General features: G+C 40.9%; 17 protein-coding genes. 6 read left to right on the top strand and 11 right to left on the bottom strand.

Translation table 11 applies throughout. The features are described 5' to 3' along the window. Nucleotides 1–9: 9 nt before the first annotated feature. A complete protein-coding gene (locus ACHSBP_RS18010) occupies nt 10–411 on the bottom strand; it encodes an MAPEG family protein (RefSeq protein ID WP_395389929.1) in 402 nt (133 codons plus the stop codon). Between the two features lie 284 nt (nt 412–695). On the opposite strand from ACHSBP_RS18010, the gene ACHSBP_RS18005 reads away from it, so the two are divergent. Further along, nucleotides 696–1,847 (top strand): capsular biosynthesis protein, encoded by a 1,152-nt coding sequence (locus tag ACHSBP_RS18005; protein ID WP_395389927.1) that lies wholly within the window; start codon nt 696–698, stop codon nt 1,845–1,847. A gap of 76 nt (nt 1,848–1,923) precedes the next feature. Here the strand turns inward: ACHSBP_RS18005 and ACHSBP_RS18000 are convergent, their stop codons facing one another. The 8 genes from ACHSBP_RS18000 to ACHSBP_RS17965 all read right to left on the bottom strand — a co-directional run bounded on the left by ACHSBP_RS18000 (nt 1,924) and on the right by ACHSBP_RS17965 (nt 8,419). Then, nucleotides 1,924–2,364 (bottom strand): DUF2799 domain-containing protein, encoded by a 441-nt coding sequence (locus ACHSBP_RS18000; RefSeq protein ID WP_395389924.1) that lies wholly within the window; start codon nt 2,362–2,364, stop codon nt 1,924–1,926. A 9-nt stretch (nt 2,365–2,373) separates the two neighbouring features. Beyond that, entirely contained in the window at nt 2,374–3,756 is a 1,383-nt protein-coding gene (locus ACHSBP_RS17995) for a tetratricopeptide repeat protein (RefSeq protein WP_395389922.1), read from the bottom strand. A 3-nt stretch (nt 3,757–3,759) separates the two neighbouring features. Further along, a complete protein-coding gene (locus ACHSBP_RS17990) occupies nt 3,760–4,458 on the bottom strand; it encodes a hypothetical protein (RefSeq protein ID WP_010558428.1) in 699 nt (232 codons plus the stop codon). Continuing rightward, nucleotides 4,459–4,866, bottom strand: a complete 408-nt coding sequence (locus ACHSBP_RS17985) for a biopolymer transporter ExbD (protein WP_010558427.1) — start codon at nt 4,864–4,866, stop codon at nt 4,459–4,461. Continuing rightward, complete coding sequence (locus ACHSBP_RS17980) at nt 4,854–5,261, bottom strand: MotA/TolQ/ExbB proton channel family protein (RefSeq protein WP_010558426.1); 408 nt, start codon at nt 5,259–5,261, stop codon at nt 4,854–4,856. The genes ACHSBP_RS17985 and ACHSBP_RS17980 overlap by 13 nt, the downstream gene beginning before the upstream one ends. A gap of 4 nt (nt 5,262–5,265) precedes the next feature. Beyond that, entirely contained in the window at nt 5,266–6,555 is a 1,290-nt protein-coding gene (locus ACHSBP_RS17975; RefSeq protein ID WP_010558425.1) for a MotA/TolQ/ExbB proton channel family protein, read from the bottom strand. Next, nucleotides 6,555–7,349 carry a DUF3450 family protein gene (locus ACHSBP_RS17970; protein ID WP_010558424.1) on the bottom strand — a complete coding sequence of 265 codons (795 nt, stop codon included), beginning with the start codon at nt 7,347–7,349 and terminating at the stop codon, nt 6,555–6,557. The genes ACHSBP_RS17975 and ACHSBP_RS17970 overlap by 1 nt, the downstream gene beginning before the upstream one ends. Before the next feature lie 170 nt (nt 7,350–7,519). Beyond that, the gene (locus ACHSBP_RS17965; RefSeq protein ID WP_010558423.1) at nt 7,520–8,419 is read right to left on the bottom strand and encodes a LysR family transcriptional regulator; all 900 of its coding nucleotides are present in this window, start codon (nt 8,417–8,419) and stop codon (nt 7,520–7,522) included. Nucleotides 8,420–8,557: 138 nt separating this feature from the next. Between ACHSBP_RS17965 and hutH the strand changes: the two genes are divergently transcribed. From hutH to ACHSBP_RS17950, 3 genes are all read left to right on the top strand, one after another. Then, nucleotides 8,558–10,057 (top strand): histidine ammonia-lyase, encoded by a 1,500-nt coding sequence (hutH, locus tag ACHSBP_RS17960; RefSeq protein ID WP_010558422.1) that lies wholly within the window; start codon nt 8,558–8,560, stop codon nt 10,055–10,057. An 11-nt stretch (nt 10,058–10,068) separates the two neighbouring features. Further along, nucleotides 10,069–12,078, top strand: a complete 2,010-nt coding sequence (locus ACHSBP_RS17955) for a urocanate hydratase (protein WP_010558421.1) — start codon at nt 10,069–10,071, stop codon at nt 12,076–12,078. Between the two features lie 132 nt (nt 12,079–12,210). Beyond that, the gene (locus tag ACHSBP_RS17950) at nt 12,211–12,858 is read left to right on the top strand and encodes a peroxiredoxin-like family protein (protein WP_010558420.1); all 648 of its coding nucleotides are present in this window, start codon (nt 12,211–12,213) and stop codon (nt 12,856–12,858) included. Between the two features lie 10 nt (nt 12,859–12,868). On the opposite strand, the gene ACHSBP_RS17945 is transcribed toward ACHSBP_RS17950, so the two are convergent. Beyond that, nucleotides 12,869–14,155: a GGDEF domain-containing protein gene (locus ACHSBP_RS17945; protein ID WP_010558419.1), complete on the bottom strand. Its 1,287-nt coding sequence runs from the start codon at nt 14,153–14,155 to the stop codon at nt 12,869–12,871. Nucleotides 14,156–14,383: 228 nt separating this feature from the next. On the opposite strand from ACHSBP_RS17945, the gene ACHSBP_RS17940 reads away from it, so the two are divergent. Further along, nucleotides 14,384–15,292: a histone deacetylase gene (locus tag ACHSBP_RS17940; protein WP_010558418.1), complete on the top strand. Its 909-nt coding sequence runs from the start codon at nt 14,384–14,386 to the stop codon at nt 15,290–15,292. A gap of 48 nt (nt 15,293–15,340) precedes the next feature. Then, complete coding sequence (locus tag ACHSBP_RS17935) at nt 15,341–15,559, top strand: TIGR02450 family Trp-rich protein (RefSeq protein WP_395389918.1); 219 nt, start codon at nt 15,341–15,343, stop codon at nt 15,557–15,559. 22 nt (nt 15,560–15,581) lie between these two features. Here ACHSBP_RS17935 and ACHSBP_RS17930 read toward each other — a convergent pair whose 3' ends face one another. Beyond that, nucleotides 15,582–16,712 (bottom strand): NAD(P)/FAD-dependent oxidoreductase, encoded by a 1,131-nt coding sequence (locus tag ACHSBP_RS17930; RefSeq protein ID WP_040642086.1) that lies wholly within the window; start codon nt 16,710–16,712, stop codon nt 15,582–15,584. Between the last annotated feature and the right edge of the window lie 18 nt (nt 16,713–16,730).

Raw genomic sequence — 16,730 nt, 5'->3', positions numbered from 1 at the left:
TTGCACGGGTTACGCTATTTGAATGAGCAAAATAACCCACATTGACAGCACTGAGATCACAGCACCCCAAAACGTTAACATGCGATGTAGTACATTGTTATAGGTAAGGTGTACAAAGGCCTGTAAAGTTCTAAAAGTAACAAAACTCCAAGCCAAGGTGAGCGCTAAGCCATTCGTAATTTCTAGGCTCACAAACAAGGTAGAGACAACATAAAATAATATCGGTACTTCGAACATGTTGTTAAAGCAACGCGTTGATGTGGTTAATTTTTCGGGCACGTCTTGGCCTTCCATTGTGCGATAGTATTTAATTTTCACGCTGCCATTTTTAACGCTTTTAATACGAGTGGTAACGGCCACAATACCAACGGCAAACGTTAATAAAACCATTCCAAACATTGCATAGATCATACAGAGCCTTTTATTTGTTTAATTATTTAATTCTGATCTGAAAGATCGTTTATCTTACTTATTCTTATTCCTTTTGTAACACAGAGGCGGCTACGAAATACATCGCTTTTTACTGTGAAACACTTTTGATATTAAATGCGATATGTATTTTGGTATATCCATGTGATTTAAATTTTCGCGTTTTAGCGTTAGCTACAGTAATTCCGTTATACACGTTTGTAGCTTAATCATTTCGTCACACTTCTTTCATACACTGCGCTAAAAAGTCAGATTTCTTATTGTTTATGCGTATTTTATTTGTATCCCGAAATAGTAGTCATGCTAAATATTACCGAAAATTAGTAGGTAAGCTGAACCTAGACGCGCAACTTCATGTAACTGGTTGGCCGCGTTTTGGAGCGTTGAAACACACAAAACATTTGGCGAATTTTGATAGTAATGAAATGCTAGCGCATCATTTATTGAGGAAAAAAGCGCGTCACCCCGCGTTATTTTCATCAAAGCTAGTTTGTCAGGTATTTCGTGGGTACTTAAAAGCCGTAGAAACGCTACGCTTTTTAAAATTTATCGATTTATTTCAAGCAGAGCAGCCAGATAAAGTGGTTGTTTGGAACGGTAAAAAGCTACCAAATCAAACTGTGGTATGTGCAGCTGAGTGTTTAAATATTCCGGTGATGTTTTTTGAAAATGGCTTAGTACCTAACACCACATGCTTAGATCCCAAGGGAGTAAACTATTTATCGAGTTTGCCAAAGCTGCCAGAGTTTTATTTAGAACGGGAGCTTTCAGGGGTTGCACTCGCAGCGATAGAACAAGCAAAAAACCATAAAAATCGCACTAGCGATAGCGCGGAAGTAGCACTTCCAGAGCATTATATTTTTGTGCCATTTCAAGTACCAAACGATACCCAAGTAGTGGTTCATTCACCTTGGATAAAGAGTATGGAGCAGCTGTTTTGGCAAGTAATGCAAGCGATTGATGCGTTGCCACAAAGTAACCTTAAAGTGGTATTTAAAGAGCACCCTAACTGGCCAAAAAAATTCACGCATTTACATAAAGCCCATGATAAAGCGATGTTTGCCAATGGCGTAAAAGCGTCTGAATTGATAAAACGGGCTGAGGCGACAATTACCATTAATTCAACCGTTGGATTAGAAACCTTGCAGCTAGGCGGTAAGCTTATTACGCTAGGTAATGCCTGTTACGCTCTACCTGGCATGGTATTACCTGCAAATTCGCAGCAACAACTTGTTGAACAATTGAAAGAAATTAACAGTTGGCAACCCAACACACGGTTAATTGAACGTTTTCTTGATTATGTAAACGGGGTTTACGCTATCCCACAAGCATGGCGTCGCGCCGATAAAAAACACATCAAAGCGATAGAGGCAAGAATTCTAGGAGCAGATGAGTTTTCTCTACAAAATCAAATATAAGAGTAAAAGCAGTTAGTTTCGATTAGGTGGTAGTGTCTGTGTTAATACATACACAGACACTAAGGATAAGGGCTTGCTATCGTTCCATCGCTTCGGTTAATTTGCGTTGATTCGCTCTATCAAGTTCTCGTTGTTGACGCTCTGCATTAAGCTGTTTCTCTTTTCGTTCTTTGCTACCAATTTTATAACCTTTTTCGAATGCAGAACGCATCTCAAAAGGACAAATTTCATTTGTTTGCAGGCCTTCTTGACCGAGTTTATAGCCATTCTCATACATACAGTATTCTTTTAAGCCATTAGTGTAGCCTGCTATAAATAACTCTTTCGCATCACCAGGCATATTGCTACCGCATTGGGTTTGATACTTATCAAATTTGCGAACACTTTTACCACTTTGACTTGTTTCATAACCAAGCGTTTTCCAATCGGTATTGGCATTACAGATCGCTTGTTCATCTGTTGAAACACAGCCCGTTAATAGGCCGAGTAATATAATTGTAGTTATTTTAGTTTTCATTTTCTGTCCCTAACTTTGTGTGTGTTGTGCTTTTGTAATTAGAATATTCTCTAAAATGTCTATTTGCTGCCTGATCCCCTCGGTTGACGGATAGCGTGTAGCAACACTTTTTAACACGGACAAGGCAGCTGCAAAGTTTTGCAGATCTACATACATTTGTGCTCTGTTGAGCATGGCTTGTTTTTGTGTTTTGTCTAACGCCTCAGCCCTTAAGAGTAACGTTTCAGCTTGGGTAAATTGCTTTTGACTCGCTAAAAAATCAGCGTAAGCAATGAGCACTTCACCATGATTAGGATTAAAGTTAAGCGCTTGCTGAAAGTCATTTTTAGCTGATTTTAGTTGTTGATTTTCTTGTGAAATCTTCGCGCGGTGCAGCAGTATTACACTTTTGGTTTTGTTATCGAAAGTAGCGAACTTAGTTTCAAGACTATCGATAATGTGCTGGCTTTGCGAGTTGAGTCCACGCTGTGAGAGCCAAGTTAAATAGGTATTTAGGCTTGCTAGATCAAGTTTGTAGTTTGATAAATGCGTATTGATTAACTCAACAGCCCTGTCAAAGCTATCAAGTTGTAAATGCAGTTGTGCAGCAGTCTTTAGATTAGATTCTCGATTATCTCCTAATAAGATAGCCAATTCGAGCGCGCTAAGTGCACCAAGACTATCATTTTGTTCGAGTTTTAGTACTGCTTGGTTTAACCATATACTACTTTTATTCGGTGATTTTTCAATAAGATCTGACAGTAAAGCTTCTGCAGCTTGATACATTTTTGCTTCTGTAAGTGCAACAAATAAACCTTGTTGCCATTGCTCTCGTTCAGGTTCAATGGCTAATGCCTGTTGATATGCGCTTATAGCAGCATACGCGCCAAATTGGGTTAAATTTAAGTAGGCAAGTTGACCATGAATTACAGCGTCATTAGCGCCTAATGCCACTGCTCTCGCAAAATAACTGCGCGCTTTTTTATATTGCTTTTGAATGAGGTACAGCTGCCCTAAGTCACTATGAGCACGCACTAACTGTGGACTTCGGTTTAGAGCTGCCTGATATGCTTTTTCAGCTTTTGAGTATTCTTCTAGAGCAAAATATAGTTGCGCTTTAAGCATTATCATCGCGACACTGAGCTCTATATCGTAGAAAGCTTCAAGCTCTTTGAGTACTGCCTGTTTTTTGCCTTGATCTAGCATTGAGCGAAGCCTTTCTGCTGTTTCAAGTTCTTCTGGTGCTACGGTTGCTTCTCGTTCCCTAAATGGACCAGAAAATTGTGGCAAAACGAATGTGGGTTGATCTACCTCAATCTGGAATTCATTGGGTAATACGTTAGTCGCCGCATTAATCTGTGCTGTTGTTAGCGAAAAGCTTGCGGCAATTATAATTTTATTGATTGTTTTCATGGGTTATCTGCCGTGGTTGAAATGAATGCCATAAAGATAAATTGCTTGTACTGGACGACCATCTTTTTTAGGGATACTAAATCTCGCTTGATTAACCCAGTTTCGGATAACTTCCTCCATCTCAGGGTAAACAGAATCAGTAATACGTTTGACGAAAGGTTTGCCCGATTGATCAATAATTAGCTCAACTTCAGTCGAAACACGCGTTATGCCTTTTTTACGCACAGATTTGGGGATAGGGAAGAATTTCTGTTTTATCACTTTGGGTACACTGTCTAGTTTTTCTACTGCCATTAACGGCATATCGAGCGCAAGGCGCTGTTTTATAATATTTGCATCAATAGTGAAGGTTGGCACATCTAGCGACTTTACTTTCGCGAGTGTCATTCGGGGCTTATCGGCATAATTGACTTTTGGGCCGGCCCCTAACCCTGCGATATTTAGACTTGTTTGGGCGACTTCACTGCTTGTTGCTGATGTTTTTAGCTGTGGCGGCGGAGGTGGTGGTGGAGTAGGCAAGGCGACATCTATTTTACGCACAGATAAAACTTGCTCGGGTTGCTTTGGGGTTTGTTTTAGATAATGCAGTAATATTACGAGCAGCGTCACCATAGAGATGCTAATTAGCCAAGGCAGCACTGTATTCGCTGTCATTTTAAGTGTTGTATCAGTTGTTGTATCAGTGTGGGTAAGCACAGCCATTTACATTGCCTCTGTCGCTAAGCTTATACTGTCAATACCTGCAAGCTTGGCTTGGTCAATTACTTTCACTAACAATTCAGTTGGAACACGCTTATCAGCTTGAATAACTAAAGGTTTTGTTTGCGTGCGGTCGGCTTGCATCAACGTTGAACGGACGCCTGCAATGCCGATATTTGTTCCGGCATACATCACTTGCCCGGTTTCGGTAATTGCTAACATAAGTACTGACTTTTCAAGCTGCTGGCTTGAAACTGCACTTGGTTTATCCACTTCGACTCCCGTTTCTTTAACAAATACGGTAGTGACGATAAAGAAAATTAATAAAATAAAAACAACGTCAAGTAATGGTGCAAGGTCGATATCTTGGCTTTTTGATTCTTCAATTTTTTGTTCGATTAATGAGCGCATTTTTCCTCCACTTTCCAAGTTACTGTTTTGCTTTTTAACAAGCTGTGAAGTAATACGCCAGGCACCACAAATACCAGCCCAAGTTGTGTGGTAAACATTGCTGTAGCTATGCCGCCACTGACCATTTCTTGCATGTCCAGCCCGTTATTGATCGACATAAAATTAAAGGTACTGAGCAAGCCACTGATGGTGCCTAATAGGCCCAGTAAAGGAAGCGACGCAAGTAGCGTCTTTAATGAACCTAACCAATATTGACACCGTGCATACCAGTGCTGATTTTTTTGCATAAAAAACAACAAAGAAAGTAATTTTCCATAGCTAAAAAATGCAACAGCAAGTAGCGCCCACACTACAGCATTATTGAAAAGTTTTAGGTAAACAGATATTTCACTCATATTGTTAAAACGCGTGTTTACTTAGTTGAACTGCGCTGGTTTCCAATCGTGCGTTATGGCTTTTCGCTTTGCGGCTAAGAAGTGCACTTAAAATTAGCGATGGTATTGCGACAATTAAGCCTAGTTCTGTTGTCACCAGTGCTTCAGAAATACCACCAGAGACTGTTGCTGCATCTCCGGTACCGAATGTATTCATCATCATAAAGGTATTGATCATACCTGACACAGTTCCCAATAACCCTAATAGCGGAGCAATAGCCGCCGATGTGGCAACGATGCCTAAATAGTTTTCAACCTGATAGCGATAACGCATTAAAAATGCGACTAATTGGTCATCACGTTTATCTGAGATGGGATGGGTTTTCGCGATATCTATAAGCTGTAATTCTGTTTTTGAAAATAGCTGTTGGTAACTCGTATCGTTTACGACATGCTGTTTTACACGGTCGATAAAATCGAGTCGTACTTTAGGTAAACTAAACAGCTGAATGCTTTTAATTAAAGCAACAATCAGCGATAGCCCACCAAAGAATAAAATTGGAAAAGCCCACACTCCGCCTTTTTCAATATGGCTAATTAAACCTTGTTTATTTTGTTGCAGTTTTGCTGCGTTACCTAATGTGGGATCAAATGTGATTTGGGCTAAACCCGTTTGCTTTAACTGCTGTAATTGTGCGATGTCTTGGTCATTGTAAACCCCTTTTACAAGGTTCGGCATTGCCTGATTTGCACTGTGCTCAATTAATCCACCTTTATTAATATCTGCGTTAAATGCTAAAGATACAGGGCCCAAATCTAACCTATTAAATTGATTTACTTGTCCCATATCGTCAACAATTTGTGATTGTTGCCAGCTTGGAATGAGTGAATTCGTTAACTGAGATTCTAGCTTCGAAAATATCGTGTCTGAGATAATTAGGTCGCCATTGCTATCTCGATAGTTACTAAGTAGTTCGCCTTTTTGTTCAAAATAGCTTTGTAGTAATAATTTTTGGTAATTATCCTGTGCTTGCCATTTAACAACGCGGTCAGCTAATTTTTCGACACTTAATGTTTGTTCGTCGGCTACTCGCTGAATTGCAGCAGCTTGTTTTCGAAGTGCTTTTACTTCGTTAAGTGCCTTATTTATTTTATTTTGGTAACTTAGCGTACTGTTATTAATCTGGTTTTCTAGTTGGTTTAATTGCTGTTTTGACGTCGCAATTTTATTAATTATTTGCTGATTTATCGCTTCTTCGCTTTGACCGTTGAATGCTAACAGTAAAAATGAACAACCTAAGATCAATCGTAACATTACAATAACTCCTTTTTAATCGGCGCAATTGCTAGCGGAGCTTGAATAAAAAATGCATTAGTTGGCTTTTCAAGCATATTTTGAATTTCTAGTAGTTTGTCTCTAAGTTGCTCTTGTGATTGTTCACCTACTAGTTGTAAGGCATCGTTACCGTGATACCATTGCCAACCTGTTTGTTCTACGCGACCGACACCAACAGATTGATTGTTTTTACTGATATACCATGCGTAAGAAAGACCTAAATACATTTGGTTGACTAAAAGTTCGTCAGAGCCATTATTACTGGGTATTGTCATACTGGTATTGTTGATTGCAATGCGTTGATTAAACTCATCAGCAGATTTGAACATGCTTAGGAGCTTTTCCAATTTTTCACTATTCGAAAGTGATGTTTGTTGGTAGGTGTTCAACTTAGACTGCCAGTCTTGTTGAATTGGCGGCGGAAGCAGAGGCGCAATGCGATTAGCAAATAGATATGTTTTTTCTAACGCTTTTTGTATCGTGGTTTGATTACTCTCGAACTGTACTTGCTGCTCGGTAAGCGCAAGACGCTTTGCATCAACTTCGCTTCTCGCTGCGTTTGCGTTTTTTAATAGTTTTTTTAATGACGCTTTTTCCTGATTAAGCAATACAAGCTGATTTTTCAAGGCTTGCTCGTTACTTTGCCAAGCAAGTTGTAACTTTCCTTTTTGACTTTCTATTTCAAGCCAATGCTCTATAAGTTCTATGTTATTTTCGCTTGCATGTACATAAGACAGCGCTGTCAAAAGTGATGCAAAAAAAAGCAACTTCATTATTTTGCCTAATTATTGTTTTTGAATTTATTACCTAAAATTACATATATTTCACAAAAAACAAACAATTATGTGATAAGCGGCATTAAAAAGTGCATATAAAGTATTTATTTTATCAGTGTAAACCTCAAATATAAGCGGCTTTAAAACATGTTTTAAATAACCTGTCGTTAATAGGCTTGATGGCAGCGTTTAATCTCTTCGACAAGTGCTTTGGCAAGCGGCGAAACTGAGCTCATTTTTTTAGTGATTAACATTACAGGGATTTGATAGTGATATTTTTCGGGGTGAATTGCTTTGAATACCCCTTTATCAACCCAGTAATTTGCATAGTGCTCTGGTAAATAGCCAATAAAGGCACCCGATAATATCAAATGTGCGATACCTTCATCATGATACGCCGTTGCACTATTTTGATAATTAAGACCATCGTTGCGCACTTCTTTATCCCGCATATAGTTTGAGGTAATCACTTCGGCTTGCTTCAATAATTTATTCCGCTCATTCGGTTTACAATCAAAAAGGGCATGCCCTTTGGCGCAATATAGATAGTTGGTTTCGTTATGTAGCGGGAAGTAATCTAAACCACGCAAATGATGGCGACTTACGCCCAGCCCCACCAGCGAGCGACCATTTACCACAGAAGTTTCTACTTCCCGCGCCTCACACACATTGATATCAAATTGAATATTATCGCTTTTTTGTTTTAGCTCGCGGATCACCTCACTAATGCCGCAGCGTGGATCGCTTACCATGGTATCAATCACCGAAATTGTCACGCGGCCTGATAGCTCATTCTTAGAGCCTGCAACTGTGGTGGCAAACGCTTCGCACTGCTGTAATAACTCAAGGCTTGCTTGGTATGTAATACGGCCAGGCTCGGTCAGTTCAAAACCACTGCGTCCGCGCTTACATAGTTTGATGCCAAGGCGCACTTCTAAATCCGATAAATGTGAACTGATTGTAGAGCGGCCAATATTCAGTCGAGATTCTGCGGCAGAGAGCCCGCCACATTCCACAATTGCAACAAATATGCGCAATAGGCGCAGATCAACGTCATGAATTTGCATCTTTTTTAGCCTTGTTTTTTAGTTCGATAATATCGGAATAAGCATCGATAATTATGCATTTATAAAACTTGGGTCGCAAGCTAACATTACTCTATTGATTAATCATCACAGTTGATGAAAAAACGTTAGGAGACAACAATGACGTTTAAATACGGCGTAGATCGCCTTAATATTGATATTGTAAATGGCATTGCCGATGGCAGTGTTAAAGCAGAGCTTAGCGCTGAGGCGATTGATAAAATTAATACCAGCCGTCAACGCGTTGACAAAATGGCCGCATCAGACAAAGCAGTTTACGGTATTAACACCGGCTTTGGTCCTCTGTGTGATACGCAAATTACCCCAGCAGAAACAAACCTATTACAAAAAAACCTGCTGATCACTCACGCTGTGGGTGTTGGTAACCCAATTGCTAAATCGATTTCTAAATTAATGCTGATCACTAAAGTGCACGCGTTAAGCCAAGGTTTCTCGGGTATTCGCCTAGAAACCGTTGAGCGTATGCTTAAGTTTATTGAGCTTGATTTAATTCCAGTCGTACCAGAGCAAGGCTCGGTGGGTGCATCGGGCGATTTAGCGCCATTATCGCACTTATTCTTACCACTTTTAGGTGAAGGTGAGTTTTGGGTAGGTGATGACATTGTTCCTGCGGCGAAAGCCCTTGCTGACAATGGTTTAGAGCCAATGGATCTTCATGCTAAAGAAGGTTTAGCCTTAATTAATGGTACACAGTTTATTTTATCGCATGGTATTACTGGCCTAACTAAGATGCGTTACCTGCTTGATCTTGCTGATGTGGCAGGTGCGATGAGTATTGAAGGTATGCAAGGTAGTCAATCGCCATTTAGAGAAGAGCTACATGCAATTCGTGCCTTTGCTGGCAATGTTGAAGTAGCAACGCGCATGCGTCGTCTATTTAAAGATTCGCAAAATATGGCAGATCACACTGATTGTGACCGCGTTCAAGACCCATATTCTTTACGTTGTATTCCACAGGTGCATGGTGCATCTCGCAACGCTTACAATCACTTAAAAGAGCTTGTTGAAATTGAAATGAACTCGGTCACTGATAACCCAATTGTTATTAGTGAGGAAGAAGCAATTTCGGGCGGTAGTTTCCACGGTCAACCGCTTGCTATGGCACTTGATTATGCGTCAATTGCCGCTGCTGAACTGGGGAATATTTCAGACCGTCGCTGTTATTTATTACTTGAAGGTTTACACGGCCTACCGCGCCTACTCACTACATCTGGCGGCCTAAACTCAGGCATGATGATCCCGCAGTACACCACAGCGGCACTTGTTACCGAAAACAAATCACTGTGTTTCCCACCGTCAGCTGACAGTGTACCAACCTCTATGGGTCAGGAAGATCACGTGTCTATGGGCAGTATTTCGGGCCGTAAGCTTAACCAAATTCTTGGTAATCTTGAGAAAATCTTCGCAATTGAGCTAATGTACGCAGCGCAAGCCGTTGACTTTAGACGCCCTAATACTTGTTCAGATATTATTGAACAAAATCATGCACTCATTCGTACTAAGGTTGCGAAATTAGAAGAAGACAGACTATTAAAGCCTGATATTGATGCCATGGTTGAATTTGTAAAATCTCAGGCATTTACTGTTACGCTTAATTAAGGATAACTGACATGAACTTACAAGAATTTCAAAACAGCATAAAACAGGGTATCCCAAGCGAACTGCCTGCGCCTAAAGCATATCCTGCAGGCGCTAACCGCGCACCAAAGCGTAAAGATATTTTATCGGTAGAAGAAAAACAGCTTGCTGTGCGTAATGCGCTACGTTATTTCCCGAAAGAGTGGCATGCGGAGCTTGCTGAAGAATTTGCACAAGAGCTTAAAGACTTTGGCCGTATTTATATGTACCGCTTTAAGCCTAACTATGAGCTAAAAGCGCGTTCAATTTCTGATTACCCTGCAAAATGCGAGCAAGCTGCGGCGATCATGCTCATGATCGACAATAACCTTGATCCAGCAGTCGCACAGCACCCAGAAGAGCTTATCACTTATGGTGGTAACGGTGCGGTATTCCAAAACTGGGCGCAGTACTTACTTGCGATGAAGTACCTAAGCGAAATGGAAGAAGACCAAACGCTACATATGTACTCAGGTCATCCTATGGGTTTATTCCCATCATCGAAAGATGCACCACGTGTAGTGGTAACAAACGGTATGATGATCCCGAATTACTCAAAGCCGGATGACTGGGAAAAATTTAATGCGCTAGGTGTAACACAATATGGCCAAATGACTGCCGGTTCATTTATGTACATTGGCCCACAAGGCATTGTTCACGGTACAACCATTACGGTGATGAATGCATTCCGTAAAGTACTTAACAAAGGCGAATCACCAAAAGGTAAGATCTTCTTAACTGCCGGTCTTGGCGGCATGAGTGGTGCACAGCCAAAAGCGGGTAACATTGCTAACTGTATTACTGTATGTGCTGAGGTGAACCCGAAAGCGGCAACTAAGCGTCACCAACAAGGTTGGGTGGATGAGCTGATTGATAATATGCCAGATTTAGTTGCACGTGTGCGTAAAGCGCAAGAAAGCGAAGAAGTAGTGTCGATTGCGTTTATTGGTAACGTGGTTGATGTTTGGGAAAGCTTCTTAGCTGAAGACATTTTCATTCACTTAGGTTCTGACCAAACGTCGCTTCATAACCCTTGGTCAGGCGGTTACTACCCGGTTGATATCAGCTATGAAGAATCAAATCGCTTAATTCGTGAAGAGCCAGAAGTATTTAAAGAAAAAGTTCAAGCCACGCTTAAGCGACACGCCGATGCTGTGAACAAACATACAGCAAAAGGCACCTACTTCTTTGACTATGGTAATGCGTTTTTACTTGAAGCATCACGCGCTGGCGGCGATGTCATGGCTGAAAACGGCATCGATTTCAAATACCCGTCATACGTGCAAGATATTCTTGGCCCAATGTGTTTTGACTATGGTTTTGGTCCGTTCCGCTGGGTGTGTACTTCTGGCAAGCCTGAAGATTTAGATAAAACCGATGCAATTGCGGCAAAAGTGCTTGAAGAGATCATGGCAAACTCGCCTGAAGAAATTCAGCAACAAATGCAAGACAACATCACATGGATCAAAGACGCGAAAGAAAACAAGTTAGTGGTTGGTTCACAAGCGCGTATTCTTTATGCCGATTCTGAAGGTCGTATTAAGATTGCAAATGCCTTTAACGATGCCATTGCGCGCGGTGAAATTGGCCCAGTGGTACTTGGTCGTGACCACCACGATGTATCAGGCACAGATTCACCATTCCGTGAAACATCAAATATTTACGACGGTAGCCGTTTTACTGCAGATATGGCTATTCACAACGTGATTGGTGACGGTTTCCGCGGTGCAACCTGGGTGTCTATCCACAATGGTGGTGGCGTTGGCTGGGGCGAAGTGATCAACGGTGGTTTCGGTATGCTACTTGACGGTAGTGACGATGCCGAGCGTCGCTTAAAATCAATGCTACTGTTTGATGTAAACAATGGCATCGCACGTCGCAGCTGGGCACGTAACGAAGAAGCTAACTTTGCAATCAAACGCGAAATGGAACGCACTCCTAAGCTTAAAGTAACGCTTTCACAAAATGTCGAAGACGATATTTTAAATAAACTAGCGTTTTAACGAATGTTTGTATAAATAAAATAGAAATCAAAAGCGAGGCATTTGCCTCGCTTTTTTGTATGTATGACCAATTGCTTTTTACGGGGTTGTTATCTATACAAAACAATAATCGTAGTTTTATAAATAATCCATATGTCTTCATTATCAAAAAAGCTCGCGTCCTATAAAAGTGATTTTAAAACAAGAACGCCAGTCGAAATATTAGAAACTATAAATCGCAGCATATCCTTGTTTCAAGAACACTCAGCTTTAAAATCAGTGCTGCAAGTAGGCCAAACATTTCCATCATTTGAGCTGGCTGACATCAATGGCCAATTGTTTAATAGCAAAGCACTAATTCAAGATAACCCCTTAATTCTGACCTTTGTACGCGGTGGATGGTGCCCTTATTGTGTATTAGAAACACAAATGTGGCAGCAGTATTTTGAAAAAAGCAAAAGTACTTTAAATATAGTTGCGATAACACCTGAAAAACCCGAGTTCGCAAAATCAATGCAATCTGAAAATAACTTAAGCTTTCCACTTTTATTTGATTCTGGGCTTTGTTTTGCTGAGCAGTTAGGGTTAGTTTGGAAAACGGATGATGCGATGAAACAGCAATTGTTAAAGTGGGATATCAACTTAACTGAACGACATTGCACGCCAACTTTCAATCTTCCGGTACCAGCTACCTTTGTTATTGATAAAAAAGGAGTTATTCAGTTTCGTTTTATTGAAGAAGATTATTCTTCACGTGCTGAGCCTGATGACGTGCTTGCTATTTATAATCGACTTATTTAAAGCTAAATATTTAATATGAAAAGCGGTTTTTACCAGCGCGCTTAGCGTGATACATTTTTTCATCGGCAGTACGAATAAGTGCCTCTAATGTATCGCCGCTATCAGGGTAATAAGCAATACCTAAGCTAGCACTAATATTGACTTTGTTACCCTGCCCGACTGCATCTTTAATTTGATAGTCTTTCGCGATTTCGTTGATGGCTTTTTCAGCGAGCCTAACCGCGTCTTGTTTGTTTGCAAGATTCGGTAGGCAAATTAAAAACTCATCGCCACCTAAGCGCCCTACTGTGTCTGATTCTCTGAATGTGCTTTTAAGTCTAATCGCTACTTGCTTAAGTAATTCATCACCACTACTGTGGCCATAGCTATCATTTACCTGCTTAAAACCATCTAAATCGATAAACATTACAGCTAACAGTGTTTCATTGCGCTTGGCTTGTTTTAGCGCGCTTGCTAGGCGCTCTTTAGTGAGCCATACCGAAGGTAATTTAGTTAGAGGATCGAAGTGCGCAATTTTCTTAAGCTCGTTTTTGGTGTGTTTGAGCTCTTCAATAGTGTCATGAAGCTCGGTAATGTCATATTCAGTAACAAGAAACACATAATCGCCAGTTAAGGGATGGCGACTAATGCGAATATCAACGTTATGTCGTCTTTCACCAAGTTTTGTAAGCATTATGTGCTCTTGGCAACCCGCTTTGTGCTGCTGAGAGTCCATTAAGCGTTCTTTACCTTCAACCGGGTTGGCAAAACGCAGCTCAAAGTCACTGATAGTGTCTTGTTTTATTGTTGAATACCACTGCGTAAACGCGGGGTTTTCGAACAGTCGCTTACCTTGCATATCGTAACAACTCACTGCAACAGTGGTGTAACGCATCGCTTCTGCAAAAAGCAGGTTTTCTGGTTGGCTGGTGGCATCCATTTGTTCGCTAATGAAGGCAATAATGCCGCGGTGCTTTTCTGGGCCCAGTAACACAGCTACATGACGCATTAACATCACTTTTGGCTCACCATTAGGGTAAGTTGTCCAAGGGTCGTTAGTTAAGCCCTCTTGCGCGGCTTTTACAAAGGTTTGTTCGGTGCGCTTGCGTGCGCCTTCGGTATCAGCAGATAAGTCTTTGTCGATGAGTTGTTGCACATCACTTAGTCCCCAAAAGTTAAGGGCATGATTATTGCCCCACCAAAATCCATGACGGTCTAAGTCAAATACCCAAACAATATCGGGTGAAAAGTTAAATCCACCCAGTTCCTGTGGTGATGTAATTATTGGTAAGTGATTGACAGCGACATCTTGATACACAAAAAGACTCTAGCATTTAGTTGTTTAGAATATATTACTTAATTTGATAGTGGTTACCAGTAGATTATGGTGGCAACTAATGCGTTTTTTTAATCAATAGGTGCATGTAATTTCCCCACTTTGCTGCGCAATTATTCTGATGAACAGGTATGAATAATGGTGTTTTGGCAAAGACGCAGTGCCTTGTTTCAGTTACACTATCAGTCATAACAATTTACCAAAGTCACAATGATTAATCCCAACTTACCCCTTGTTTACCACCCTAATTATTCATTTAGTTTTGATGAAAAACACCGCTTTGTAATGAGTAAATTTGCACGTCTTTATCAATATTTAGATAGCAAAGGGTATATCAATCAGCGCAACTTATATCAGCCGCCGGTGGGGGATTTTAAACCGATGGAATTAGTGCATTGTGAAAGTTACGTACACGACCTTTTTCATAATCAACTTGATAGCAAGGCGATGCGACGCATAGGTTTGCCATGGTCAGAACAATTAATGGCACGCACCTTTACCGCACCGTTAGGTACGCATTTGGCGGCTGAACTTGCGCTTGAACACGGTATCGCCTGTCATTTAGCTGGGGGCACGCATCATGCGCATTATGATTTTGGTTCAGGCTATTGCATGGTAAATGATTTGGCCTACACAGCAACACGGCTAATTAATGAAGGTAAAGCGCGAAATGTACTCATCTTTGATTGTGATGTGCATCAAGGCGATGGTACTGCGGCGATGCTTGCCCATAACCCTTATGTGTTTACCTGTTCAATCCACTGTGAAAAGAACTTTCCTTTTCGAAAGCAACACAGCGACTTAGATATTGGCTTAGAGATAGGGTTAACTGATCCTGATTATTTAAATATCGTATCAACTACTTTTAATGACTTAATTGAGCAGCTAAATCCCTCGCTTGTTCTTTACGATGCTGGTGTAGATATTTGGCAACAAGATACCTTAGGCAAGCTTGATATTAGTTGGCAAGGTATCGCGGCCCGTGATTATGCTGTGCTTGAGATTTGCCAGCGTAAAGGCGTACCAGTAGCCACTGTGATTGGTGGTGGGTACGATAAAGATCATCAGCGATTAGCAGAGCGTCACGCATTAGTGGTTGAGCAAGCAGCTCGCTTCTAAAAGTGACCTAAATTAAGTCGGAAATTTTAATTTTGGTTTCGAGATTTTATGCAACACGCCCTTTCCCCTAATAAACTCTTACACAGTAAATGGACGGCAGTGTCACCGCAAAATAAAGAAAAGCATTTTATGGTAACCAGTGTTGAATTTGATGAAGAAAATAACGTGGTTGAATGTATTATTGAAGCGATTTTAACCAAGCGCGAACAAAGCATAAACTGGCGTAGCTTAAAAGATCCCAAAGTGTGGAAAATGGGTTGGCAATAGGTTTAGCTGTTGCCAGCTCAGGTTAGTTAGGAACTAAGCGTCGTTGCCAAAATTTGGCGTTGGGGTATTTATTTGCGCCTTGTTGATATTGTTGCTGATGCAATGAAATAAATGCATTAAAGTCATTAAATACCAGCGATTGATAGTCTTCCAAAGAGTCTTTTTGTGGTGCTTCAAGCCACTTTTTTACCGCTTTTGCCGCGACACCTGCGTGCTTTAGCGATTTCGTAATTCCTGCCGATGAAATCGAATCGTAACTTGATGCTGCGTCCCCAACAGCAAGCCAATTATGCCCAATCACGTTCGATAAAATGGCAGATGGTGCCGCTTTAGCGTAAAGCTTTACAGGAGTTTTTGTTTTATCTTGCAAAAACGTTGTGCATTGCTGAAAAAACCAGTTATTGGCTTTTAAACAATTTAACCAATTCTCATAGCAAGTTAGCTTTTGTGTTTTTAACTCCGTTGCGTCAGTACATAAGCTGATAATAGCTCTGTTGTTTGGCAAGATAGCACCGTACCACCATCCATTTGGGTCGCTAGCAACAAGAGTATGTGTGGTACTAGCTGATGTGTGTTCAAGTTCAAAAAAGGCGCAGGCTGAAATCACGCTATCAAACACGTTATTGCTAATATTTAGGCTCTTTGCTGCAACTTGGTGCTGCCCGGTTGCATCAATTAAAAAATCGCATGCTATGCTGATGGTGTGATTATCACAGTGTAATACGTAACCTTTTTTTGACGAATCTATTGTCGATACTTTCGTGTTTTCGAAAACTGTTATCCCCCTAGTTTTACATAGTGCAATAAGATCAGCGTCGAAATGTTTGCGATCAAGATGAAAGCCCTTTCCGACTGGCGAAATAAAAAAGTCATTATAACCGGTTACTTCATCTGCCCACCTAGATTTACTACCGGGGCAAACTAAATGTTTATTGCTAGTTAGAATGTGCTCAGCATCGAGTTCTCTTAGATAGAAACTCGCGGCGGGAGGGATTGTTTCGCCGATACTTGGTGCAGTAGCTTGTGGCGCGCAAATAAGTATTATTTTTACGCGTTTGTTACTTAAGGTGAGTTCTTTTGCAAGGGCAAGTGCGGTGGCAGAACCCGCAGGTCCGCCACCGATTATGCCTATTTGTATTATTGGCTGAGCCATAATATGTCCATTTGGCAT

Source organism: Pseudoalteromonas sp. XMcav1-K (assembly GCF_044005875.1).
Taxonomy (GTDB): Bacteria; Pseudomonadota; Gammaproteobacteria; order Enterobacterales; family Alteromonadaceae; genus Pseudoalteromonas; species Pseudoalteromonas spongiae.
The sequence above is the reverse complement of the archived record's forward strand: the minus strand, read 5'-3'. Positions and strand labels throughout refer to the sequence as shown.

Coding starts and splice junctions, on each gene's coding strand:
- ACHSBP_RS18010 (WP_395389929.1), bottom strand. CDS start 411: ATGATCTATGCAATGTTTGGAATGGTTTTATTAACGTTTGCCGTTGGT.
- ACHSBP_RS18005 (WP_395389927.1), top strand. CDS start 696: ATGCGTATTTTATTTGTATCCCGAAATAGTAGTCATGCTAAATATTAC.
- ACHSBP_RS18000 (WP_395389924.1), bottom strand. CDS start 2,364: ATGAAAACTAAAATAACTACAATTATATTACTCGGCCTATTAACGGGC.
- ACHSBP_RS17995 (WP_395389922.1), bottom strand. CDS start 3,756: ATGAAAACAATCAATAAAATTATAATTGCCGCAAGCTTTTCGCTAACA.
- ACHSBP_RS17990 (WP_010558428.1), bottom strand. CDS start 4,458: ATGGCTGTGCTTACCCACACTGATACAACAACTGATACAACACTTAAA.
- ACHSBP_RS17985 (WP_010558427.1), bottom strand. CDS start 4,866: ATGCGCTCATTAATCGAACAAAAAATTGAAGAATCAAAAAGCCAAGAT.
- ACHSBP_RS17980 (WP_010558426.1), bottom strand. CDS start 5,261: ATGAGTGAAATATCTGTTTACCTAAAACTTTTCAATAATGCTGTAGTG.
- ACHSBP_RS17975 (WP_010558425.1), bottom strand. CDS start 6,555: ATGTTACGATTGATCTTAGGTTGTTCATTTTTACTGTTAGCATTCAAC.
- ACHSBP_RS17970 (WP_010558424.1), bottom strand. CDS start 7,349: ATGAAGTTGCTTTTTTTTGCATCACTTTTGACAGCGCTGTCTTATGTA.
- ACHSBP_RS17965 (WP_010558423.1), bottom strand. CDS start 8,419: ATGCAAATTCATGACGTTGATCTGCGCCTATTGCGCATATTTGTTGCA.
- hutH (WP_010558422.1), top strand. CDS start 8,558: ATGACGTTTAAATACGGCGTAGATCGCCTTAATATTGATATTGTAAAT.
- ACHSBP_RS17955 (WP_010558421.1), top strand. CDS start 10,069: ATGAACTTACAAGAATTTCAAAACAGCATAAAACAGGGTATCCCAAGC.
- ACHSBP_RS17950 (WP_010558420.1), top strand. CDS start 12,211: ATGTCTTCATTATCAAAAAAGCTCGCGTCCTATAAAAGTGATTTTAAA.
- ACHSBP_RS17940 (WP_010558418.1), top strand. CDS start 14,384: ATGATTAATCCCAACTTACCCCTTGTTTACCACCCTAATTATTCATTT.
- ACHSBP_RS17935 (WP_395389918.1), top strand. CDS start 15,341: ATGCAACACGCCCTTTCCCCTAATAAACTCTTACACAGTAAATGGACG.
- ACHSBP_RS17930 (WP_040642086.1), bottom strand. CDS start 16,712: ATGGCTCAGCCAATAATACAAATAGGCATAATCGGTGGCGGACCTGCG.